Here is a 23,378-nt window from a genome sequence, read left to right on the forward strand (position 1 = left end):
TATGGCTCGAGTCAAACGTATGGAACGCGTAGTTGCTTTGACGAAGCAGCTGGTGGACCATCCGTATCAATTATTTTCATTTACATATTTCTGCAAAAAATTTGAGGTCGCCAAGTCGACCTTGAGTGAAGACGTTCTGGCTGTACGTGCCGGGCTGGAAGCTTATGACCTGGGCAGAGTCGAGACTTTGGCCGGTGCGGCCGGCGGCGTGCGCTTTATTCCCTGCCACTCTGAAAAAGCCAACGAGGAATTTTTGACGGAGCTGGCTTTGCAGCTGGCAGAGCCTGAACGGATCTTATCGGGCGGCATGATCTATATGACTGATCTGCTGTTCAAACCGCAGCTTGTCATGCGCCTGGGCGAGATCATTGCGCAGCGGCTGCGGCATTTGGAACCGGAATATATCATGACTGTTGAAACGCGCGGTATCCCGCTGGCAGTTTTTGTAGCACGGGCCTTCAATATTCCCGTAGTCATGGCCCGGCGTGTGGGTCAGATCACCGAAGGCTCGACGGTTAGTATCAATTATGTGAGCGGTTCGTCCAGGCAGATCCAGACGATGGCGCTGCCCAAGCGGGCGCTGCCTGCGTCAGCCCGGGTGCTGATCATCGACGATTTCCTGAAAGCCGGCGGTACGGCCCGCGGCATGATCGAACTGGCGGAAGAAGTGGGGGCAAAAGTTGTAGGCAAGGCCTTTTTCATTGCTACGCAGGCTCCCGAAAAGAAAATGATCGATGATTATACGGCTTTATTCGTGTTAAAGGATATCGATACGGAAAACAGAAAAATCGATATCAGTCCATTATGAGGGGATGTAAAAAAATGGCAAAAGATCAGGTAACTTTACAGGATGTGGAAGCGGCAGCCAAACGCTTGGCTGGCGTAGTGCATAAAACGCCTTTGGAAAGCAGTCATATTTTCAGTGAAATAGCCGGTTACGAGGTACTGCTGAAGCTGGAAAATATGCAGCGTACAGGCTCATTCAAGGTGCGCGGCGCTTCCAACTGTATCCAGACTTTAACTAAAGAGCAGCAGGCCCACGGCGTTATTGCCGCGTCGGCAGGCAACCATGCCCAGGGCGTAGCTTTGGGCGCGCAGGCGGCAGGTATCAAGGCAACTATCGTCATGCCTGAGGGCGCACCGCTGGCTAAGGTCGAGGCGACGAAGGGCTATGGCGCCGAGGTGGTTTTAAAAGGCGGCGTTTATGACGAGGCTTATGCCGAGTCGGTGCGGCTGCAGAAAGAAACCGGCGCGACCTTTGTGCACGCCTTTGACGATCCGGCAGTTATCGCCGGCCAGGGAACTATCGGCTTGGAGATCTTAGAGCAATGCCCTGATATCCGTTCGCTGGTAGTGCCGATCGGCGGCGGCGGCCTGCTGGCAGGCATCGCTACGGCGGTCAAATCTGTAGCGCCGCATGTCAAGGTTTATGGCGTACAGGCCAGCGGCGCGCCGGCCATGTATTTATCCAAGCATGCCGGCAAATGGGTAGAGACCCCGGAAGCACATACTATTGCCGACGGTATCGCCGTAAAATCTCCCGGCAAAACTACTTTCGACCTGATCCAAAAATATGTCGATGATATTTTTGTCGTCAAAGACGACGATATCGCGGCGACGATCCTGTTGATGATGGAACGTGCCAAAATGATCAGCGAGGGCGCGGGCGCTATCGGTCTGGCCGCCATGCTGCACGGCAATATCCCTCATGCCGATAAGACTGCGGCTGTTATCAGCGGCGGCAATATTGACGTCAACATGATCTCGCGCATCATCGAAAACGGCCTGGTGAAATCAGGCCGCCGTATCAAGCTGCTGACCCATTTGACCGACAGGCCCGGCGAGCTGCGGCGTTTCGTTTCCTACATCGAAGAATACAGGGCCAATATCGTGTATATCTATCACGAGCATGCGGGGCGCAACCTGCCCATCGGGCAGACCCAGGTGGAAATGGACCTGGAGACCCGCGACCATGCCCATGCTGAGATCCTGGTGGCGGCTTTGCGTCGTGCCGGGTACCGGGTGGAATTACTGTAAAAATATAATTGTTATCATTTATAAGTCATAGAAGCGGAGGCTTATCCATGTCAGAGTTAGTAGCGGTTATTTTAGCGGCAGGCAAAGGCACAAGAATGAAATCCAAGCTGCCGAAGGTTTTACATAAGGTGGGCGGCCAGCCGATGCTGCAGCACGTACTTGATGCGGCTGACGCAGCCGGCGCGGCCCGCAAGGTCGTGATCGTGGGCCACGAAGCAGAGCTGGTGGAAGCAATGGTCGGTACTCAGGCGCAAATGGCGTTGCAGGCCGAGCAGCTGGGCACCGGACATGCAGTGATGCAGACGGAAGCTGTTTTAAAAGATTTTTGCGGCACAGTGATGATCATCTGCGGCGATACGCCGCTGTTGGAAGCGGCCGAACTGCGGAAATTCTATGAAGGCCACGTAGCCTCGCAGGCTGCGGCAACGGTGCTGACGGCGTTCATGGACGAGCCTGCCGGCTATGGCCGGATCATTCGTGACGCGGCCGGGAATGTTTTGGGTATCGTCGAAGAAAAAGACGCTACGGCAGAGCAGAAAGCCGTCAAAGAAATCAATACCGGTATTTACTGCGTGGAAGCACCGCTGCTTTTTGAGGTGCTGGCCACTTTGACCTGCGATAACGCGCAGGGTGAATATTATCTGACTGACGTTCTGGCGAAGCTGAACGCCATGGGTAAAAAAGTCGGCGGCGTCGCTACCGCCGACAGCGATATGATCATGGGCATCAATTCGCGCCGGCAGCTGGCCGAAGCCGAAGGGATCATGCGCCGCCGCATTTTAGATAAGCTGATGGACAGCGGCGTTACTATTATGGACCCGGCCAGTACCTTTATCGAGAAAGGTGTCGAGATCGGCCCGGATACCATCATCTATCCCTATACCTGGCTGGAAGGCGCAACGAAGATCGGCGAAGATTGCCAGATCGGGCCTAATGTGCGCCTGACCAATGTCAGCGTCGGCAACGCTGCCCAAATGCAGTTCGTTTACGGACACGACTGTCGGGTCCAGGATAACGTCGTGATCGGACCTTACGTGCATCTGCGCCCGGATACCGTCATCGGCGATAAAGTCAAGATCGGTAATTTTGTAGAAGTAAAAAATTCTTATGTCGGTACGGGCAGCAAACTGCCGCATCTCAGCTATATCGGCGACAGCGACATCGGCAGCGGCGTCAATATCGGCTGCGGCTGCATCACCGTTAATTATGACGGCAAGAAAAAACACCGCACTACCATCGAAGACGACGCCTTTATCGGCTGCAACAGCAATATGGTCGCGCCTGTTACCATTGGCGCCGGGGCCTATATCGGCGCCGGGTCAACGATCACCAAAGACGTACCGGCAGACGATCTGGGCATCGGCCGTGCGAAACAGAAGAATATTGAAGGCTGGGCTGCCAAATACCGCAACAGCTGATTTTAGAGAAAAAACGGTTTTTAGTACTTGTGGATTTGTGGCTAATAGTTGTATACTATTAATGATTAATTAAACCTTAAACATTCTTGGAGGGATGGGACAATGTTGTCAGATGAGAATAAACTCAGAATTTTTTCCGGTAATGCCAATCCTGATTTGGCACGAGAGATCGCCGCTTATTTAGGAACTACTGTTGGCGATGCCGTTATTAACCGTTTTAATAATGGCGAAGTACAGGTAATGATCAATGAAAGCGTGCGCGGCAAAGATATTTTCATCGTGCAACCTACCTGTGGCCCGGCAGTCAACGATAACGTCATGGAACTGCTGATCATGGCTGACGCCTTTAAACGCGCTTCGGCCAGTCACATTACAGCAATCATCCCTTACTATGGTTATGCGCGTCAGGACCGTAAAGCACGCGGCCGCGAGCCGATCACTGCCAAATTGATGGCAGACCTTCTGGAAAGCGCCGGCATTACCCGCGTCGTTACCATCGACCTGCATGCCGCCCAGATCCAGGGCTTTTTCAACATCCCTTTCGACCATATGCCCGGCGGCCCGATCCTGGCAGAATATATCAAAGAAAAGAATCTTGACGACATGATCGTCGTTTCTCCTGACCTGGGCGGCGTCAGCCGTGCCAGAAATATGGCGGAGCGTTTGAACTGCGGCCTGGCAATCATCGATAAACGCCGCCCCGAACCCGGCGTAGCGGAAGTAATGAACCTGATCGGTTCAGTAGAAGGCAAAACTGCGATTTTAGTTGACGATATGGTCGATACGGCAGGCTCTTTGACCGAAGGCGCCCGCGCGCTCAAGAAATTCGGCGCGAAAGAGATCTATGCCTGCTGCACCCATCCGGTGCTGACTGATCCGGCCTTGAGCCGCATCGCTCAATCCGACATCACAGAGCTGGTAGTTACCAATACCATCCCTCTGCCTCCTGCCAAAAAGCATCCGAAGATCAAAGTCCTTTCGGTAGCGCCAATCCTGGCGGAAACTGTACTGCGTATTTTCAACGACTGGTCTGTCAGCCAGCTGTTTGAGAAATAAAAAGCTTATTCAAGTATTAAGAGAGGCTTGTCCCAGGGGGCAAGCCTCTTTGACGTAAGTGAGGAGAAGACTGTGCGACTGATCTATATACTGGCGATTTTGACGTTTATCGGCATGGCTGCCCTGTGGGGTGGCTGGTATGGCCTGTGCCGGCGCAAACTGGCGGCAGCGCTGGCGGCAGCCTGCATCCTTGGTGGCGGCGTCCTGCTGCTGCTGGCGGTTTTGCCGGGCAACAGCTTTTATGGGACGACGGTAACGGCTAATCCCGCCGCCGGCAAAAATGTGGCCCTGACCTTTGACGACGGCCCCTATCCTCCTTATACTGACGAACTGCTGGCAGTCTTGCAGCAGCGGCAGGTCAAAGCGACATTTTTTATGGTGGCAGCAAATGCCCGGCAGCACCCTGAGCTGGTGGCGCAAATAGCGGCGCAGGGACACGAGGTTGCCCTGCACGCTTTGCAGCACCGTGATTTTTTAAAGCTGACGCCTGCCCAGCAGCAAAGTGATGTGGCAGCAGGCAAGGAGCTATTGGAAAAACTGAGCGGGCAGCAGATCACCCTGATGCGCCCGCCGCACGGCTTTCGCGACTGGTCGGTGCTGGCAACGCTGCGGCAAAACGGCTTGACGGCCGTCAACTGGTCGGTGATCCCGCGCGACTGGACTAATCCCGGCAGCGGGGTGATCGTGCAGCGGGTCATGGAGCAGGTGCAGCCGGGGGCGATCATCCTGCTGCATGACGGCGACAGTCCTAAATATGCGGCCTCCCGTGAGCAGACCGTGCAGGCAGTGCCTGTTATTATCGACAAACTGCGCGCGGCAGGGTATAATTTTGTTACTGTAAGTGAACTGATGCACAAAGGAGAATGACATGAAACTTATCGTTGGTTTGGGAAATATCGGGAAAGAATACGAGGCTACCCGTCATAATATCGGCTTTATGGTGATCGATGAGCTGGCGCGCCGCTGTGGCGTCAACAGCTGGAAAACTGACCGCAACGCCATGTGCGGCGAATACCGCAATCCGGAAAAAGTGCTGCTGCTGAAACCGACGACCTATATGAATCTCAGCGGTGTCGCAGTCGGCGCTTATGCCAATTTTTTTAACGTCGACCCGGAAGATATTGCCGTGATCCAGGACGATCTTGATCTGCCGGTGGGGCAGGTGCGGGTGCGCCGCAAGGGCAGCGCCGGTGGCCATAACGGCATCAAATCCATTCAGGAACATTTGGGCACGGGCGAATTCCCCCGTTTCAAGATCGGTATCGGGCATCCGTCCCATAACAATAAAGCCGTTATCAAACACGTACTGCAGCGCTTCAGCAGCGAAGAGCAGGAGCTGGTGACAGCAGCCATCGGCAAAATGGCCGACGCGCTGGAGCTGTGGCTGAAAGGCGACATGGAGGCCGTGATGCAGGAATATAACAAAAAGCCGCCCAAAGTTAAGGAAGAAACAGCGGCGCCAACGGAATAATTTAAAAGCAGTCCCAAACAGACATTCAATTTTTGAATGTCTGTTTTTTTATATTTTTCTTTAGATATTTTGAATTTAGGTTTTCTTTTTGATCTGTACCTTGTGGCAAGTCCGGTTGATAGTTATTTATTTATGGGGCACAGTGACTTTCAGCGCTGTTAAGATTAAGAATTTGAATTATTACTTTAGACTTTCTTGAAAGAAAGTCAACAAAGAACTTAGCGCACTGTGGCAAGTCCTGTTTAGCTTTGCTCGCTGTCCGGCTTCCGGGCAACTCGGCATTGTCGAACAGATAAAATCTTTAGCAAGCAAGAAGCAATGCCTCAAACAGTCCCTTCAGCGCTTACAGCTTGCTGCGCACACGACGGACTTGACCACAATGTGCGCTCAAAACCCTGCATCGTACAAATCATTGCTAAATTTCATAATAACGGTATCGACAGTATAATGTCATCAATGATTAGTAACTAAAGAAGTAGATCGTAGGGTGTTATGGCACATTGAGCAGATTTTGTTATGTGCGATGCGAATAAGGCGAAAACTGGTGGGATTAGTGAATATTAACTAAAGAAGTAAAACGTATGATACAGGGGGTTTTACAGCGCATTGGGAAGATTTGGCAGATGAGCGAAACGCAGCTGCAAGCAGGCGCAGGGTATGTCTGAGGCGTCGGCAGGCTATGCGCAGCATAGCATTAAATTCTTTCCCTGTGATGCCGAGTTGCCCGGAGCTCGGGCAGCGAGTGAAGCGCAATCCAAATCTTAACAGCGCTGAAAGTTCTTTGCGCCGCTTGCTTTCAAGAAAGCGGCATAATAAAAAAGAAAAACCTAAATTTAAAAGCAAAAGTGGAAATTCAAGGAAAAAGAAAATTTAAAGAAAAAATTGAAAACCAGTGTCCGGCAAGCCGTGACACCGTACGGCTCCCATTCTCTCCTGGCGGTTGGCAAACCGTAAGGGCAAAAGACAGCCAAACTGCGTCGAAAATATCCGTTAGTATGTCTTGTGGGGGGGTACAAACGTGCTATAATGAGCATGAATATTATTTTAACAAATGTATTTAAAATTCAGCAAATAAAATCAGTTTTAACAAAGTAAGACAAAGACAGAACAATATTTTAGGTAATGCAGGAGTGGAGGTGTAAGGTTGTACGATGAAAAATGCCTGCAAAATATCGGCGGCAATATCCGCTTTGTGCGGATGGCCTGCCAGATCGGTCAGCAGGAAATGGCGAAGCGTATCGGCATCAGCCAGACCCACATGAGCAATCTGGAATGTGGCCGGGTGAAGATCAGCCTGAGGCTGCTGCTGCGTATCGCTAATGTATTGGAGTGCCCGCTGGAAGTATTTTTAGATACCAATGCGGCGCTGGACTGGGGCAAAGAGCAGGCTGAAAAGGTTGTGCCTGAGCAGGAAGTTCCTACAGAAACCTATACCTTAGAGGAAGTGCGGCAGCTTTTGCAACTTGTAAGGCTCTCAAACAAGTAAAACGTTGTAATCGCAGCTGCGGAGGATATAGCTGATGAGCAACACAGTGAAAGGAGCAAAAGAATGCCTGAAATAAAATCAGCAGCGCCCGCCGCTAAACCCTACATGCTTTTTGACGCCGGCGAAGTGCGGCAGGAAAGCGGCATCGAAGGCATCAAGTTCGACTTTAACTACGGGGCTAGGGTCACTGTGCCGCAGGGCGAATACCGGGTCAAATTTATCGACAGGGAAGCCTGCCTGACGGTATACGACGCACCCGCCAGCGGCGTGCTGGTGACCAGCAGCAAAAAGTATTTTATCGACTTCCGCATCGAAGTTTACGAAAAGGACAAGCTGATCTTTGCCCACGACCTGGATCTACAGGGCAAAAAAGTGCTGCTTAAATTCCCAGTCGGGATATTGGGCGACGTACTGGCCTGGTTCCCCTATGCGGAAGTTTTCCGTCAGAAGCATCAATGCGAACTTTACTGCGTCATGGCAGAGGACATGATCGAGATCATCAAACCGGGCTATCCCGAGATCAGCTTTATCAAGGCGGAAGAACGGCTGGAAGGCTTGTATGCCAGCTACTACATGGGCATCTTCTTTCCCTGTGACGACAGGGTGCACCAGCCGGTAGACTGGCGGCTGATCGGCCTGCACCAGAATGCGGCTATGATTTTGGGTGTTGATCCGGGTGAGCAGCGCATCAGGCTGTTGCCCAAAAATAAAAAACGTAAGATCAAAGAACCCTACGTCTGCATCGCAGCCCAGGCTAGCAGCCAAGCCAAATACTGGAACAATGGCAACGGCTGGCTGAACGTGGTCAAGCACCTGCAAGAGCGTGGCTATCGGGTACTGTGCATCGACCGGGAAAATGTCTATGGTATGAACAGCCGTTTTAACATCATCCCTTATGGTGCGGAAGATTTTACAGGCAAGCTGCCCTTGCAGGAGCGGATAGACCTATTGTATCACGCCGACTTTTTCGTGGGCCTGCCCAGCGGACTCAGCTGGCTGGCTTATGGCGTGGGTAAACCAGTAGTCATGATCAGCGGCATGAGCCTGGCACTGACGGAATTTCCCAATCCTTACAGGGTGCAGAACTTCCATGTGTGCAACGGCTGCTGGAACGATACCCGCATCACCTTCGACCATAAGGATTTTGAATGGTGCCCGCGGCTGAAAGGAACTGACAGGCAGTTTGAATGCAGCCGCTACATTACGCCGGAAGCGGTGAACAAAGTCATCGACCGGCTGATGGCAGATCATAAGCTGGAGCCGCTGGCAAAATAGTGGTGATTGTACAGTGGCAAGATAGCAGCAAAGAAAGCTGAAAGTAAAAAAGAAAGAGGGATTTGAGCAGATGGCAGAGGGAAAAGCAAGGAAAGAACAAACACAGAAGTTGCTGGCTACAGTAGTGATGGGCATGAGTCTGGTCAACACCGTTGCCCCCATGGCGGCAGCGGCACAGGCCGAGCCGCTGCCGCAGCTGCCCCGACCAGCAGCCGGCGAAGCCCGGCCCCTGGACTATGCGGTGCTGCCGCAGGTTTTAGACTATCTGGACCGGGCTGTTTTTGCCACGGCAGAAGCGGAAGAGCTTGCCGGCAGTGGAAATTTCAGTTCTATGGGCTCAGGTGACATTCAAAACATAAGTTCCGGGCAAAGCGGCACGGTAGGTGTTATGAACGGCGGTTCACAGGTCATCTACAGCGGCGGTACAGGTTCGGCAGGCGTTATAAATAGCGGCGGTACTCAGAGTATCCGCGGCGGGATAGGTACGGCAAATATTATAAGTAATGGCGCGCAGTATATTTCCAGCGGCGGCAGCGGCACGGTAAACACGCTGGAAAGTGGCACGCAGTATATCCGCCGCGGTTGCAGTGGCACGATAATCACTATGAACAGCGGTGGGCAGACTGTCGGTGACATAGGTATGGTAAGCACTATGAACAGCGGCTCACAGATGATCTACAGTGGCGGCAGCGGTACGGTAAGTGTTATGAACGGCGGTACTCAGAGGATCATCGTCGGCAGCGGTACGGTAAGCGCTATGAACGGTGGTACGCAGGTTATCGAAAGAAGCGGCATCTCGCTGAATACTGTTTTAAACAGCGGCGGTACTATTTACCAAAACAGCGGCGGCGTTGTAACCAGTGTTACCTACAACGGCGGCGTCCACATCATTGACGGTATCGTTGATGGCTACGACAACAGGACTTTGGGTGCCGGCGGTACTAATGTGACGATGGGCGTCATCAGCGGCGGGCAGATGAGCAGCACTGTTTTAAACAGCGGCGGGATGCAGCTGGTGTTGGAAGGCGGCTCGGCTTTAGCTACAAAGGTCAGTGGCGGCACTGTGTATTTGGCCAGCGGCGGTTTGGTAAGCGGCCTTACTATGAGCGGCGGTATTTTGGAGCTGGAAAATGTCAGCGGCGGCAGCTTTGATATCTATGATGAGATGACGGCAAACAGCGCTACTATAAATATGCTGGATGGCGGTGTGACGCAAGGAAGGTCTGCCGCACCTGCTTATGAATCGCTGACCATAGCGAATTTAAAAGGCAGCGGCAATACCTTTATTATGGATACGGACCTGTCAGGCGGTAAGGGCGATAAGGTGACGATCACCAGCGCCGCTGCGGGCAGCCATTATGTACAGATCCGTGATCTGAGTAAGCTGAACAGTATCGAAGTGACCGGGGCGCACAAGCTACTTTTGATCACAGATGAAAGCAACAGTTTGACCTTTGCGGGGCAGGAACTGAATCTGGGCGGCCTGTTCGACCTTGACCCTACCTTGACCAACGGCGGGGAACTGGGGCTTTCGAGTAAGGACTGGTATTTGACGAAAATAGCTAAAACAGCGAATAACGATACTAAAGTATTGCTGTTTGATGCCGATAACAGCTACGCCCTGTGGCGTAACACCAACGACAGCCTGCGCAGCCGTCTGGGCGAATTGCATGGCAATGCGGAGCATGACAATGGCGTCTGGGCCAGGACGCAGGCGGGCAGGTTCAGAGGTTTCGGCTACGAAGGACGTTACAATCTGTACCAGCTGGGCTATGATAAAACACTGGCCGATCAAAGTGTTTATGGCCTGGCTGTGGACTACGGCGACGGTACAGGCAGCTATACTAACGGCAGCAGCAAGGACAAACTGACAGCGTTCAGCCTGTATGGCGTCTGGCAGGGCAAACGCGGCGCTTATACCAATGTCACGGCGCGGGCAGGTATGTTTGATACGGACTTAAAATCTTACGGCGACTTCCCAGATAAAGCCAGCTATAAGGAACACGCCTACAGCATCAGCGTAGAATACGGCCAGCGCTTTGATTATCAGCAGGGACTGTTCTTCGAGCCCCAGGCACAGTTTACGCTGGGGCATTTGAGTGGTATCAGTTACACCACCGACAGGGGTGCTAATGGCTATATCGAAGGGCTGAACAGCGCTATCGGGCGTATCGGCTTCATTATGGGGCAGAAGGTCAAAAACGGCAGCGATATCTATCTGAAAGCCGACCTGCTGCATGAGTTTGCCGGCAAGCGTGATTTGCAGCTGACCTCGGACGCCGGTGGTACTAACGATATTTTGAGCAAGCATAATGACTATGGCGATACCTGGTTTGAGCTGGGCTTGGGCGCTAATATCAAACTGAGTAAAGACAGCAGCTTCTACGGTGAAGTGGAACGGGGCTTCGGCGGCGACATCAACAAAAAGTGGAGCGTCAATGCAGGGCTGCGGTTTACATTCTAAGGGAGCATTAATTGATTTATTAAGGCTGTAAGTAAAACAAAAGTGCCTGATATGAACAAGCTTCATATCAGGCACTTGATTTTACTGATGTATTATTTTTTCTTGTGACGTTCGTAGCGCAGGCGTCCTTCTTCAAAGGCGCGTTTTTCTTCTTCTGTTTCCAGCGTCAGCTCCGGCACTTTGGTGGGACGGCCTTTTTTATCAAGGGCGATCATGGTGAAGAAAGCTGTCAAGGCGCGTTTTTTGCCTTCCGTTTCCAGGTCTTCGACTTCGACTACGACGACGATCTCCATGGAGCTGTGACCGACATAGACGACCTGAGCCGTACAGATGACAAGATCACCGATAAAAATGGGCAGATGGAATTCTACTTCGTCGACTCTGGCGGTGACCACGTTGGTACGGGCATAGCGGCGCGCCGTGGCATAGGCGGTAGAGTCCATCAGTTTGATGATCTCGCCGCCGTGGATATTGCCGGCGACATTGGCCTGGTGGGGCATCATGACTTCACTGATGACGAGCCTGCTTTCAGAGGATGTTTTTTTCAAGGTTAGGACCTGCCTTTCTGGGCGCGCCGGGCCTGAGCCGGAGGCGCGGGATGTATATGTCTGCAGGCGCACTTGAAGTGCGGCTTGGGGTGCAGATATTTGCTGCGCTTATTATAACCTTTCCGCGGCTGGGGTGCAAGCAGGCAAAAGTAAAGTTTCTGAAAATAGTTCTTGCATAGCTGTGGGGTCTGTGGTATACTTTATAAGCGTTAATCTAGAATTATGATGTATAGTCATATAATAGTTAGAGAGTAAAGTGAGGTGCAACCAGCATGAAACAAAACATCCATCCGAAATATGGTGAAGCTAAAGTAACCTGCGCATGCGGCAATTCTTTTATGAGCGGCAGCGTGAATCCGGAATTGCGTGTTGACGTTTGCTCTAAATGTCATCCGTTCTTCACCGGCCAACAGCGTAATTTAGCTGCTCGTGGCCGTATTGAAAAATTCAATAAACGCTACAATGTAGAAGAAAAATAATCACACCACAGCAGAGCGAAAGCTCTGCTGTGTTTATATCCGAAACTTTTAGGGAGATACTACTATGGAAAAGAAACCTAATGTTGGCGGACAAGCTGTTATTGAAGGCGTGATGATGAGGGGCAAGGATAAGATCGCTGTTGCCGTCAGGCAGCCGGACGGGGAAATCGCCATTGATGTGGGCCCGGCTAACAGTATTACCGATAAATATCCTTTTTTGAAAAAACCATTGCTGCGCGGCGTAGTCGCTCTTTGTGAATCGTTATATCACGGCATGAAGGCACTGGCTTATTCGGCACAGGTTTCCGGTGAAGACGACGAACAGCTGGATGGTAAGGAAATGGCTCTGACGATCGCTTTTTCGGTTGTTCTGGCCGTAGTTTTGTTTATTATCATTCCTACCTGGTCGATGCGGTTTTTAAATGCCTGGACCAGTGACCATATGATTTTGAATTTAGCCGAGGGCGTGCTGAGAATGCTGATTTTCCTCGGATATATAACTGCTATTTCTTCAATGAAGGATATTCAGAGAGTATTTCAGTATCACGGGGCCGAGCATAAGACGATCTATACTTATGAGGCGGGGCTGCCGCTGGAAGTGGCCAACGTGCGTCAGTTCAGTACGCTGCATCCGCGCTGCGGCACTAATTTTCTGATGATCGTGATGCTGATAAGTATGTTTGTATTTACTTTTTTGGGCTGGCCGAATCTGTTTGAACGGATCGTGTCGCGGATCATTCTGATGCCGGTGATCGCCGGTGTGAGCTATGAGATCATTCGTTATGCCGGTTCGCATATCGATTCAGCCTGGGTGAGAACGGCTATTTTTCCCGGTCTTTGCCTGCAGAAGCTGACGACCCGCGAGCCTGACGATGACCAGATCGAAGTGGCGATAGCCTCGCTGAAGGCTGTGCTGCCGCCTGAGGAATTGGCAGAAAAGCAAATTACAGGAGAAAATAATGCTGGATAAATTACAGGCACTTGAAGATAAATATCTTGATCTGGAGGCGAAGATCAGCGATCCTGATGTCATTGCTGATCAAAAAGAGTGGCAGAAGTGTACTAAAGCCCATGCCAAGCTGACGGATATCGTAACGGTCTTTCGCGAATACCGCGATCTGATGCGGGCGAAAGCCGATGCGGAGGAGATCATTGACGCCAGTGATGATAAAGAGCTGACGGAAATGGCTTACGAGGAGCTGAAGGAGCTGAAGCCGCAGCTGGCTGTTTATGAGGAGCGGCTGACGATTTTACTGCTGCCTTCCGATCCAAACGACGATAAGGACGTGATCGTGGAGATCCGCGGCGGCGCTGGCGGTGATGAGGCTGCTCTGTTTGCCGGCGTGCTGTTTCGGATGTATACCCGTTATGCCGAGGCCAGAGGCTGGCGTACGGAGATATTGGATGCCAATCCGACGGAGCTGGGCGGCTTTAAAGAGGTCGTTTTTCAGATCCGCGGCGACGGCGTTTATGGCCGCATGAAATTTGAAAGCGGCGTCCATCGGGTGCAGCGGGTGCCGGAAACCGAGTCTCAGGGGCGCGTGCATACTTCTACTGTTACGGTGGCAGTGCTGCCTGAAGCGGAAGAGGTGGACGTGGAGATCAATCCTGCCGATCTGCGGGTGGATACTTACCGTGCCGGCGGCGCCGGCGGGCAGTATGTCAATAAGACCGAGTCGGCGGTACGCATCACGCATTTGCCGACGGGGATCGTGGCGCAGTGTCAGGACGAAAAATCGCAGCTGAAAAACCGCGAGAAGTGTATGCGCGTCCTGCGGGCCAGGATCTTGGAGCAGGCGCAGGAGGAGCAGCGGGCGGTTACGGCTCAGGACCGTAAAAGTCAGGTGGGCACAGGCGACCGCAGTGAGCGTATCCGTACCTATAATTATCCGCAGGGCCGCGTTACCGATCATCGGATCGGGCTGACTTTGCATAAACTTGATATCGTGCTCAACGGCGAGATGGACGAATTACTGGACGCGCTCCTTACGGCCAAACAGAGCGAGCAGCTGCAGCAGGTGAAATAATATGGAAAATAAACCCTTATGGACGATTACAGGGGTTTTGGAATGGACAAAGCAGTATTTCGCAAATAAAGGGATCGAAAATCCGCGTTTAGATGCTGAAATACTGCTTTGTGCTGTTCTGAAATGCGAAAGAATAACTTTATATGTACATTTTGACCAGCCTTTGTCGGAGGAGGAGCTGACTGAATACCGAGGTTATGTGGCGCGGCGTGCTCAGCAGGAGCCGCTGGCGTATATCCTGGGGGAGAAGGCTTTTATGAAGCACAGCTTCAAGGTAAATCCTGCGGTGCTGGTGCCGCGTCCGGAAACGGAGCTGCTGGTGGAGAGTGTGGCGAAGGCTGCCGCCGGAGTTGGCGCGGCCAGTTTGCTTGATCTTGGCACAGGCAGCGGGGCGATCATCGTGTCGTTGCTGGAGCTTTTGCCGGAGGCTGTGGGCACGGCGGTGGATATTTCGGCTGCCGCTTTGGCCGTTGCCGGCGAAAATGCGGAGGCGATCGGCGTCAGCTCCAGGCTGACGCTGGTGGAGTCGGATCTGTTTGCCGGGCTGCCGGCGGGGCAGGCTTTTGATATTATCGTCTCCAATCCGCCTTATATCCCGGCAGCGGATATTGCCGGGCTGGCTGCCGATGTGCAGCGGGAACCGCGGGGTGCTCTGGACGGCGGTAGTGACGGACTGGATTTTTACAGGCGTATTGCCGCCGGGTGCGGCACATGGCTGAAGCCGGACGGGTTGCTGGCTTTTGAGGTCGGTATCGGTCAGGCGCAGCAGGTGGCCGGATTGTGCCGGCAGGCCGGGCTGACCGTGACGGCGCTGCGGAAGGATTATGCTGAGATTGAGCGCATGGTGTTTGCGACGAGAGAAGGTACTTATTATGCAGACCATTTATTGGAATTTACACGCTGATGCTGATAGTGATAATAAAGCGGAGGTTTTACAGGCGGCAGGCAGGCTGCTGCGCCAGGGAGAAGTAGTAGCTTTCCCGACGGAGACTGTTTACGGTCTGGGTGCGGATGGGCTGAATGGCGCGGCGGTGGCGAAAATTTTTGCGGCGAAGGGCCGGCCGGCTGATAATCCTTTGATTTTGCATATCGCCAGAAAAGAGGATATCCTGCCGCTGACGAGCGGGCTTACTGCCAATGCCAGGGCGTTGATGGAGGCTTTCTGGCCGGGGCCGCTGACTTTGATCGTCGATAAGTCGCAGCTGATCCCGGACGAGGTGAGCGCCGGCCTGGCGACGGTAGGCGTACGGATGCCTTCGCATCCGGTAGCCGCCGGGTTGATCGCGGCGACGGGGCGGCCCATAGCTGCTCCGTCGGCCAATATTTCCGGCAAGCCCAGCCCGACGGACGCGCAGGCTGTCTGGGATGATATGCAGGGCAAGATCGCCGGCATTATCGACGGCGGCAGCTGCGGCATTGGTGTTGAATCCACCGTTGTCGATACTACTGCGGCTGTGCCGATGATTTTGCGTCCGGGCGGCATTACCCGGGAAATGCTGGAAGCAGTTTTGGGAGCGGTCGAGGTTGATCCGGCTCTGGGAGGCCAGGGCGATTTTAAGCCGAAGGCTCCGGGCATGAAATACCGTCATTATGCACCGCAGGCAGCGATGTATTTATTTGAGGGCGAGGCCGCAATGCAGATACCGGCGGTAGCAGCGAAGGCCGCTGCGCAGGGGATCAGGACAGGTGTTTTGTGCAGTGAAAAGATCGCCGCTCAGCTTCCGCAGGCTGAAAATATGCTGGTGAGCGCGTGGGGACAGGATACGCAGGCCCTGGCTGAAAAACTGTACAGCTTGCTGCGTGGTTTTGATAAACAGCAGGCAGAGCTGATCGTGGCCGAAGGAGTGGGCGAAGACGGTTTGGGACTGGCGGTGATGAACAGGCTGCGTAAGGCGGCAGGTTATCAGATCGTGACAGTTTCCGATGGCCGGCTTTGTGCAAAAAGCGGTACGCTTTTGCCGGAATTTATGTTAAAATAACACTATGAGTTGTAAAAATAAAAAAATGTAAATAAAAACAGAGGTGACTTCTATGAAAATCGCGGTCGGCAGTGATCACGGCGGTATCCATTTAAAAAATCATATCAGGGAATATCTTAAGGCTAAGGGCATCGAGGTTGTTGACTGCGGTACTTATACGGAAGAATCCGTCGATTATCCTGATTATGCAGCTAAGGTCTGCCAGGCTGTCAATGACGGCGAAGCGGAACGGGGTATTTTGATCTGCGGGACCGGCATCGGCGTTTCTATTGCCGCCAATAAGATCAACGGGATCAGAGCGGCTTTGTGCGGCGATGTTTTTTCTGCGCAGATGAGCCGTGAGCATAACAATGCCAATATACTGTGTATGGGCGAGCGCGTTATCGGCTTAAGCCTGGCGGAAATGATAACTGATACCTGGCTGAAGAGTGAATTTGCCGGTGGGCGCCATCTGCGCCGGATCGATAAGATTACGGCCATGGAGGCGATGCGGTGATGCAGACTGCGGAAATAGCCGCGCAGGTAGCTGCGGCGGCGCAGGAGCTTTTGCAGGCAGGGGCGGTCCAGACCGGGCAGGTTTTAGTAGTGGGCTGCAGCACCAGCGAGGTGCTGGGCGATAAGATCGGTACTGGCGGTTCTGCCGAAGCCGCCGGGGCGATGTTTGCTGCCCTGCGGCGGGTGACCGAGGCGCAGGGTGTTTTTTTGGCGATCCAGTGCTGCGAGCATTTGAACCGGGCTCTGGTCACGACTAGGGCGGCTGCAGAAAAATACGGCTGGCAGGAAGTAACTGTGCGGCCTGTGCCCCATGCGGGCGGTGCTATGGCAGCAGCGGCTTACGAAAATTTTGAGCAGCCTGTCGTTGTTGAAGCGATCTCGGCCCATGCGGGCCTGGATATAGGTCAGACGCTGATCGGTATGCATTTAAAGAAAGTTGCCGTACCGGTGCGTTTGGCAGAAAGCAAGATCGGCGAGGCTATACTCACCGCGGCACGGACACGTCCGCCCTTGATTGGCGGCGAGCGTGCCAAATACCCAGTGTAAATTATTTGACTTGGAGGGAGTAATCATGAATTTAGAGAAATTAGCCGTTGTTGATCCTGAAGTGAATGCCGCTATTGGCGAAGAACTTGGCAGACAAAGAAATAAAATAGAACTGATCGCGTCCGAGAATTTTGTGTCTCCTGCTGTGATGGAGGCCATGGGTACTGTCCTGACTAATAAATATGCCGAGGGGTATCCGGGACACCGTTATTATGGCGGCTGTGAATATGTCGATAAGGTGGAAGTACTGGCGATCGAGCGCGCTAAAAAATTATTCGGCGCCGATCATGTCAATGTGCAGCCTCATTCCGGCGCTAACGCCAACACTGCCGTTTATTTTGCTTTCCTGAAGCCCGGCGATACGATCATGGGCATGAATCTGTCTCAGGGCGGCCATTTATCCCACGGTTCACCGGTAAATATTTCCGGCAGCTATTATAACGTGGTCCCTTATGGTGTGGATCACGAGACGGAAACTATCGATTATGATGCTTTGGCGCAAACTGCCGCTGAAACGAAGCCGAAAATCATCGTTGCCGGCGCCAGCGCTTATTCCCGGATCATAGATTTTGAACGGATGGCGGAGATCGCGCACAGCGTTGGGGCGCTGCTGATGGTGGATATCGCCCACATCGCCGGTCTTGTGGCTGCGGGGCTGCATCCCAGCCCGGTGCCTTATGCCGACATCGTTACTACGACTACGCATAAAACCTTGCGTGGACCGCGCGGCGGCCTGATCATGTGCAAAGAGCAGTATGCCAAGGCGATCGACAAGGCTGTGTTCCCTGGTATCCAGGGCGGCCCCTTGATGCATATCATTGCTGCCAAGGCGGTGGCTTTTGGTGAGGCTTTGCAGCCGGAATTTAAAGTATATCAGCAGAATATCATCGCTAACTGCAGAGTATTTGCTGAAGCTTTACAACAAGAAGGGTTCCGTATCGTTTCCGGCGGAACTGACAACCATCTGATTCTTGTCGACGTGCGCGGCCAGAAGCTGACAGGCAAGGTAGCTGAACATTTATTAGATGAAGTAGGCGTGACCTGCAATAAAAATACGATCCCCTTTGATCCCGAAAGTCCTTTTGTGACCAGCGGTATCCGTCTGGGTACGGCTGCCGTTACCACGCGCGGCTTTGATCAGGAGGATATGCGCGAGGTGGCAGCGATCATTGGCCTGGTTTTGAATAATCCTGAAAATGAGGGCAAACATAAGGAAGCGGCAGCAAGGGTAGCGGCTTTATGCGCTAAATATCCCATGTATCCCGGCTTCTGAATTCAGGAAGGAGATTTTGAAGATGCAAGTTACAGTTGTTGATCACCCGCTGATCAAACAAAAAATCACGAAAATGCGTGCGGAGCATACCTCGTCCCGTGATTTTCGCGAGTGTCTTGATGAAATAGCGATGCTGATGACGTATGAGGTGGCAAGGAACCTGCCGCTGCAGGAGGTCGAGGTCACTACTCCGGTAGCGAAGACTACCGGTTATAAAGTTGCCGGCGATATTTTTGTCGTGCCTATTTTAAGGGCCGGTCTGGGTCTTTTGACTGGCGTGCTGAAAATGATCCCGGATGCCAGGGTGGGCTTTATCGGTTTGTACCGTGATGAAGAAACCTTGAAACCGATCGAATATTACTGCAAGCTGCCTGAGAATAAAGACGGCGTGACGATCGTAGTCGATCCAATGCTGGCGACTGGCGGCAGTGCCGCTGCCGCAATCTCGATGCTGAAGGAGCGCGGTTTGAAAAATATTCGTTTTATGTGTCTGGTAGCGGCACCTGAAGGCGTGAAGGTGATGAACGAGGAGCACCCTGACGTGCCTGTTTACACAGCTGCTTTAGATGAAAAATTGAATGAACACGGTTATATCGTGCCGGGTCTGGGCGATGCCGGCGACCGTATTTTTGGTACAGACTGATGTTTGATAACAGGCCTGAATGGGACAATTATTTTATGGAGATCGCCCAGGTAGTCAGCAAGCGCTCCACTTGCCTACGCCGCAGCGTCGGCGCCGTTATCGTCAAAAACAGGCAAATAGTGGCCACAGGTTATAATGGCACGCCTTCCAAGCTTGAGCATTGCTCGGTGACAGGCTGCCTGCGTGAACAATTGAAAGTACCCTCGGGACAAATGCACGAATTATGCCGTGGTATCCATGCCGAGCAGAACGCAGTAGTACAGGCGGCTTATCATGGCGTATCCGTCAACGGCGGTACGCTGTACTGCACGCATCAGCCCTGCGTTGTCTGCACTAAAATATTGATTAACGCCGGTATCGAGCGGATCGTTTATGCCAATCCTTATCCGGATAAGCTGGCAGAGGAGATGCTGCAGGCTGCCGGGATGCAGGTGACGATCCTGCACGGGGAAGATTAAAATAAATACAGCATTGCGGTGCTTTTCAGGGGCATCGGCAGTTGCTGTATTTATTTTTCTGAAAAATGTTGCTTTCGCAACAAAAAAATCAAAGAAAAAATGTTCAAAATGGTATTTTTTTGATATACTAATACACAAGAATGACCTTTTAAGAAAATACAGTGATTTTTGGGGTATAAATAAGCGGCTTTGAACGCTATGAGGTGAATAATTGCAAGTGTATATTTTAGCTTTTGTGATAGCGCTTTTTACCAGCTGGCTTTTGACGCCGTATGTCAAAAAACTGGCTTTCCGTATAGGCGCGCTGGATAAGCCAGACGGAAGAAAGGTTCATAAGGGCATCATGCCGCGCCTGGGAGGGCTGGCCATTTACCTTGGCTTTGTAGCCGCTGTTTTGTGCAGCATGCATTTATCCAGGGACGTGCTGGCGCTTTTGCTCGGCGGCACGGTGATCCTGATCGTCGGTATCATCGATGATGTCTATCAGCTGCCAGCCAAGGTCAAGCTGCTGGGACAGATCGCTGCCGCGGCGGTTTTAGTGCTGTTTGATATCCGTATCGAATGGCTCAACAATCCCTGGGGCGGGTATTTTTATCTTGAGTATCTGTCGATACCGTTCACGATTTTCTGGGTGATCAGCTTTACTAATGTCGTCAACCTGATGGATGGGCTGGACGGACTGGCGGCTGGTGTGGCCGGGATCGCGTCGATAACGGTGATTCTGGTAGCTATTCAGCAGGGCTTTTATCCTGTGGCTGTGATCACGGCTGCTCTGGCTGGCGGTATTGTTGGCTTTATGCGTTATAATTTCAATCCGGCCACCATTTTTATGGGTGATACCGGCAGTATGTTTATCGGCTATATGCTGGCGGCGATCTCTATTTTCGGCGCGGTTAAAAGCGCGGCTACTATCGCGCTGATCGTGCCTGCCATCGCTTTGGGCTTACCGATCATGGATACGGCTTTTGCGATCGTGCGCCGCTATACGAATGGCCGACCTATTTTTCAGCCGGACAAGGGGCATCTGCATCACCGCCTGCTGGCGATGGGCATGACGCAGCGTCAGGCCGTGCTGCTGATGTATATCATCAGCGCCGTGCTGGGCATCGCCGCGGTACTGCTGACTGAGGTCGGCGGCTATTATGCGGCAGTGATCATCGCGCTCATTATTACCGCCGTGGTCTTTGGTGCTAAGAAGATAGGTATTTTGAACGATCGTTGATTGGCAATGACAGTTATTAATGATTGAAAAACCGTATGAGACCGTGTTATACAGTTGGGAGACGAAGTCGTGAAAAAAATCAAGCTAATGACAGTTTTCGGTACGCGTCCGGAAGCAATCAAAATGTGTCCGTTAGTTTTGGAAATGCAGAAATACCCTGATTTTATTGAACCTATCGTAGCCGTGACGGCACAGCACCGTGAAATGTTGGACCAGGTGCTGCAGCTGTTTGCTATCAAACCGGATTATGATTTGAATATCATGACTGCCGGACAAACTTTATATGACGTTACCGGCCGGGCTTTGGCAGGATTAAAGGACGTATTGGCAGAGGCACAGCCTGATATGGTGCTGGTGCACGGTGATACCACTACGACCTTTGTCGGAGCTTTGGCGTCTTTTTATGCCCAGATCCCTGTAGGCCATGTGGAAGCGGGCCTGCGGACGGGCAATAAATTTTCACCCTACCCGGAAGAGATGAACCGCAAACTGACTGGCGCTATTGCCGATATCCATTTTGCGCCGACGGCGACCAGTAAAAGCAATTTATTGAAAGAAAATATCGATCCGGCGGCGATCGTAGTGACGGGCAATACGGTGATCGATGCCTTGCAGACTACGGTCAAGGCTGATTACCGGTTTACTGACGCGGGGCTGCAGCAGTCCCTTGCCAGCGGGAAGCGGCTGATCTTAGTGACCACGCACCGCCGTGAGAATTTAGGCGAACCGATGCGTCATGTTTATCAGGCGCTGCGTAAGGTTTTGGAAAACCATCCGGATACCGAAGCGATTTTTCCGGTCCATAAAAATCCTAAAGTCAGAGAAATCGTCAATGAAGAACTTGGTCATCTGCAGCAGGTCCATTTGATCGAGCCTTTGGATTATGAGCCTTTTGCCAATCTGATGGCTAAAGTAGATATTGTGCTGACTGACAGCGGCGGTATTCAGGAAGAAGCGCCGGCGCTGGGTAAGCCGGTCCTGGTCCTGCGTGATACTACCGAGCGTCCTGAAGCTGTAGACGCAGGGACAGTCAAGCTCGTAGGCACTGCTTACGATGATGTGCTGCGGGAAACAAGCAGACTGCTGGATGATGCGCAGCATTATCAAAGTATGGCTGAAGCGGCTAATCCGTATGGTGACGGCAGGGCTTGCGCGCGTATAATCAGAAAGATTTTACATGAAAATGGTTACGACATTCAAATTTTATCTGAATTCAGTACTAATTAAGATAGACAAAAATTGTGAAAAATATTAAAATTATTATGATTTATTCTTGATTTTTTCAAAAATGCCTATTTGGTTTTTGTTTTAAGTGGAAGCAGGACAGTTTTATGAGGTAGCAAAACGCTGATGAAAATGATTGACTTCACCCCTTTGGTAACGACGGGGTATAAAAAAGTTCTGGCAAGGCTGGCGGTTGCGTCTTTTGCCATAGCTTTTGCCGTAAAAATGGCCGGTTATCAGGAGCTTGCCTCCGGGCTTGCTTTAGGCGGCGCTGTAGGACTGCTTGATACCCTGATCATGTTTCTGGGCATCCAGAGATCTCTGCCTGAGGGCGAGCCGGAAGCGGCGCTGAAGATCATGAAGCGCTTTCGCTGGATCAGAAGGCTGGCGGCCGGCATCCTGGTTATTGTGATGTTAAAGTTGAAATACCATGTTTTTGGTGTATGCATGGGGTTTCTGCTGATACATATATTTTTAATATTTAATCTAATATTTATCGCGTACCAGCTCAATAAAAAGCAGGGCGTGAAGAAAGGAGTGTGAGAGAATGGGAACAGAAACAGCTGCTATGGCTCAAGAGGCTGAAAACGCAAAAGAGATCATCCATTACTTTGCGCAGGAATGGGCACCTGGTGTCGTAATTCATATGCAGACCATGTATATGACCTGGATCACGATGGCGATCGTCTTTTTACTGTTTTTTATTGCTTCTAGAAATCCGAAGCTGGTTCCAAGTGGCTTGCAGAATGGAATGGAGTTTTTTATTGATTTCCTAAACGGATTGATGGAAGAGACCCTGGGGATGAAGGGGCGTAAGTATATGGCTCCGTTTATGATCACCTTGTTCATGTTTATTTTCATTGGCAATGAACTTGGCATGCTGCCGCAGTTCGGTGTACATTGGACTTCCCCGACCAATGATATCAACACTGTTTTTGCATTGTCTTTGATGGTAGCCATTGGTGGTTATGCAGTTGGTGTGCATCAGCAGGGTATAGGACATTTTAAACATTTTATCAGTCCTAAACCGGGCTTTTTACCGATCCACCTTCTTGACGCTATCACAAAACCGCTGACTATGGCCCTTCGTCTATTTGGTAACATCCTGGCAGGCGAAATTCTGTTGATCGTTTTGTATCAACTGACTCCGTGGGTCATCCCGGAACTTTGGGTAATGTTCAGCTTGTTTATCGGCTTCTTGCAGGCCTTTATCTTTACGATGCTTGCTTTGAGCAGCTTTGCCATCGCATTCCATGATGTGCACTAAGCATCAATCG

The 23,378-nt window shown here is 51.8% G+C and carries 25 protein-coding genes; 24 read left to right on the top strand and 1 reads right to left on the bottom strand.

All coding sequences use genetic code 11. The features are described 5' to 3' along the window. Position 1 precedes the first annotated feature (1 nt). From purR to Q4G98_RS02235, 10 genes are all read left to right on the top strand, one after another. Positions 2 to 808: a pur operon repressor gene (gene purR / locus Q4G98_RS02190; protein ID WP_177559240.1), complete on the top strand. Its 807-nt coding sequence runs from the start codon at positions 2 to 4 to the stop codon at positions 806 to 808. 14 nt (positions 809 to 822) lie between these two features. After that, positions 823 to 2,037 carry a threonine ammonia-lyase gene (ilvA, locus tag Q4G98_RS02195; RefSeq protein ID WP_177559243.1) on the top strand — a complete coding sequence of 405 codons (1,215 nt, stop codon included), beginning with the start codon at positions 823 to 825 and terminating at the stop codon, positions 2,035 to 2,037. Between the two features lie 47 nt (positions 2,038 to 2,084). Further along, complete coding sequence (gene glmU / locus Q4G98_RS02200) at positions 2,085 to 3,455, top strand: bifunctional UDP-N-acetylglucosamine diphosphorylase/glucosamine-1-phosphate N-acetyltransferase GlmU (protein WP_298564448.1); 1,371 nt, start codon at positions 2,085 to 2,087, stop codon at positions 3,453 to 3,455. 102 nt (positions 3,456 to 3,557) lie between these two features. Next, positions 3,558 to 4,511, top strand: coding sequence for a ribose-phosphate pyrophosphokinase (locus Q4G98_RS02205; protein WP_177559251.1), 954 nt, complete (start codon positions 3,558 to 3,560; stop codon positions 4,509 to 4,511). Between the two features lie 72 nt (positions 4,512 to 4,583). Further along, positions 4,584 to 5,378, top strand: a complete 795-nt coding sequence (locus Q4G98_RS02210; RefSeq protein ID WP_301961816.1) for a polysaccharide deacetylase family protein — start codon at positions 4,584 to 4,586, stop codon at positions 5,376 to 5,378. A 1-nt stretch (position 5,379) separates the two neighbouring features. Further along, positions 5,380 to 5,982, top strand: a complete 603-nt coding sequence (gene pth / locus Q4G98_RS02215) for an aminoacyl-tRNA hydrolase (protein WP_298564452.1) — start codon at positions 5,380 to 5,382, stop codon at positions 5,980 to 5,982. A 679-nt stretch (positions 5,983 to 6,661) separates the two neighbouring features. Then, on the top strand, positions 6,662 to 6,856 hold the full coding sequence (locus Q4G98_RS02220; protein ID WP_301961817.1) for a hypothetical protein: 195 nt from the start codon (positions 6,662 to 6,664) through the stop codon (positions 6,854 to 6,856). Positions 6,857 to 7,126: 270 nt separating this feature from the next. After that, positions 7,127 to 7,468 carry a helix-turn-helix domain-containing protein gene (locus tag Q4G98_RS02225; RefSeq protein ID WP_298565257.1) on the top strand — a complete coding sequence of 114 codons (342 nt, stop codon included), beginning with the start codon at positions 7,127 to 7,129 and terminating at the stop codon, positions 7,466 to 7,468. Positions 7,469 to 7,531: 63 nt separating this feature from the next. Beyond that, positions 7,532 to 8,743: an autotransporter strand-loop-strand O-heptosyltransferase gene (locus Q4G98_RS02230; protein WP_298565260.1), complete on the top strand. Its 1,212-nt coding sequence runs from the start codon at positions 7,532 to 7,534 to the stop codon at positions 8,741 to 8,743. A 70-nt stretch (positions 8,744 to 8,813) separates the two neighbouring features. Then, entirely contained in the window at positions 8,814 to 11,207 is a 2,394-nt protein-coding gene (locus Q4G98_RS02235; protein WP_298565263.1) for an autotransporter outer membrane beta-barrel domain-containing protein, read from the top strand. A gap of 92 nt (positions 11,208 to 11,299) precedes the next feature. Here the strand turns inward: Q4G98_RS02235 and Q4G98_RS02240 are convergent, their stop codons facing one another. Continuing rightward, the gene (locus Q4G98_RS02240) at positions 11,300 to 11,710 is read right to left on the bottom strand and encodes a hotdog domain-containing protein (protein ID WP_307745660.1); all 411 of its coding nucleotides are present in this window, start codon (positions 11,708 to 11,710) and stop codon (positions 11,300 to 11,302) included. A 317-nt stretch (positions 11,711 to 12,027) separates the two neighbouring features. Here Q4G98_RS02240 and rpmE point away from each other — a divergent pair, with 317 nt between their 5' ends. The 14 genes from rpmE (at position 12,028) to atpB (ending at position 23,368) form a co-directional block, all read left to right on the top strand. Next, positions 12,028 to 12,234, top strand: coding sequence for a 50S ribosomal protein L31 (gene rpmE, locus Q4G98_RS02245; protein WP_021718160.1), 207 nt, complete (start codon positions 12,028 to 12,030; stop codon positions 12,232 to 12,234). A 64-nt stretch (positions 12,235 to 12,298) separates the two neighbouring features. Further along, positions 12,299 to 13,204, top strand: coding sequence for a DUF1385 domain-containing protein (locus Q4G98_RS02250; RefSeq protein WP_298565274.1), 906 nt, complete (start codon positions 12,299 to 12,301; stop codon positions 13,202 to 13,204). Further along, the gene (gene prfA / locus Q4G98_RS02255) at positions 13,194 to 14,261 is read left to right on the top strand and encodes a peptide chain release factor 1 (RefSeq protein WP_298565276.1); all 1,068 of its coding nucleotides are present in this window, start codon (positions 13,194 to 13,196) and stop codon (positions 14,259 to 14,261) included. The genes Q4G98_RS02250 and prfA overlap by 11 nt, the downstream gene beginning before the upstream one ends. 1 nt (position 14,262) lies before the next feature. Further along, complete coding sequence (prmC, locus tag Q4G98_RS02260; protein ID WP_298565279.1) at positions 14,263 to 15,165, top strand: peptide chain release factor N(5)-glutamine methyltransferase; 903 nt, start codon at positions 14,263 to 14,265, stop codon at positions 15,163 to 15,165. Next, positions 15,134 to 16,240 carry an L-threonylcarbamoyladenylate synthase gene (locus Q4G98_RS02265; RefSeq protein ID WP_298565282.1) on the top strand — a complete coding sequence of 369 codons (1,107 nt, stop codon included), beginning with the start codon at positions 15,134 to 15,136 and terminating at the stop codon, positions 16,238 to 16,240. Before prmC ends, Q4G98_RS02265 begins: the two co-directional genes overlap by 32 nt. Positions 16,241 to 16,292: 52 nt before the next feature. Further along, on the top strand, positions 16,293 to 16,736 hold the full coding sequence (gene rpiB / locus Q4G98_RS02270; RefSeq protein ID WP_298565285.1) for a ribose 5-phosphate isomerase B: 444 nt from the start codon (positions 16,293 to 16,295) through the stop codon (positions 16,734 to 16,736). Next, positions 16,736 to 17,281 (top strand): TIGR01440 family protein, encoded by a 546-nt coding sequence (locus tag Q4G98_RS02275; RefSeq protein ID WP_293546444.1) that lies wholly within the window; start codon positions 16,736 to 16,738, stop codon positions 17,279 to 17,281. The genes rpiB and Q4G98_RS02275 overlap by 1 nt, the downstream gene beginning before the upstream one ends. A 25-nt stretch (positions 17,282 to 17,306) precedes the next feature. Further along, on the top strand, positions 17,307 to 18,554 hold the full coding sequence (gene glyA, locus Q4G98_RS02280; protein WP_293661773.1) for a serine hydroxymethyltransferase: 1,248 nt from the start codon (positions 17,307 to 17,309) through the stop codon (positions 18,552 to 18,554). A 22-nt stretch (positions 18,555 to 18,576) separates the two neighbouring features. After that, positions 18,577 to 19,197, top strand: coding sequence for a uracil phosphoribosyltransferase (gene upp, locus Q4G98_RS02285; protein ID WP_177561426.1), 621 nt, complete (start codon positions 18,577 to 18,579; stop codon positions 19,195 to 19,197). Further along, complete coding sequence (locus tag Q4G98_RS02290; protein WP_177561427.1) at positions 19,197 to 19,655, top strand: cytidine/deoxycytidylate deaminase family protein; 459 nt, start codon at positions 19,197 to 19,199, stop codon at positions 19,653 to 19,655. The genes upp and Q4G98_RS02290 overlap by 1 nt, the downstream gene beginning before the upstream one ends. 211 nt (positions 19,656 to 19,866) lie before the next feature. Next, positions 19,867 to 20,877, top strand: coding sequence for an undecaprenyl/decaprenyl-phosphate alpha-N-acetylglucosaminyl 1-phosphate transferase (locus Q4G98_RS02295; RefSeq protein WP_177561428.1), 1,011 nt, complete (start codon positions 19,867 to 19,869; stop codon positions 20,875 to 20,877). Positions 20,878 to 20,946: 69 nt separating this feature from the next. Next, the gene (locus tag Q4G98_RS02300) at positions 20,947 to 22,104 is read left to right on the top strand and encodes a non-hydrolyzing UDP-N-acetylglucosamine 2-epimerase (protein WP_366917014.1); all 1,158 of its coding nucleotides are present in this window, start codon (positions 20,947 to 20,949) and stop codon (positions 22,102 to 22,104) included. 123 nt (positions 22,105 to 22,227) lie between these two features. After that, complete coding sequence (locus Q4G98_RS02305; protein ID WP_177561430.1) at positions 22,228 to 22,644, top strand: hypothetical protein; 417 nt, start codon at positions 22,228 to 22,230, stop codon at positions 22,642 to 22,644. A gap of 4 nt (positions 22,645 to 22,648) precedes the next feature. Continuing rightward, positions 22,649 to 23,368 carry a F0F1 ATP synthase subunit A gene (atpB, locus tag Q4G98_RS02310; protein WP_177561431.1) on the top strand — a complete coding sequence of 240 codons (720 nt, stop codon included), beginning with the start codon at positions 22,649 to 22,651 and terminating at the stop codon, positions 23,366 to 23,368. Positions 23,369 to 23,378: the final 10 nt, after the last annotated feature.

Origin of the sequence: uncultured Phascolarctobacterium sp., assembly GCF_958349595.1 — a bacterium.
Classification (GTDB): domain Bacteria; phylum Bacillota; class Negativicutes; order Acidaminococcales; family Acidaminococcaceae; genus Phascolarctobacterium.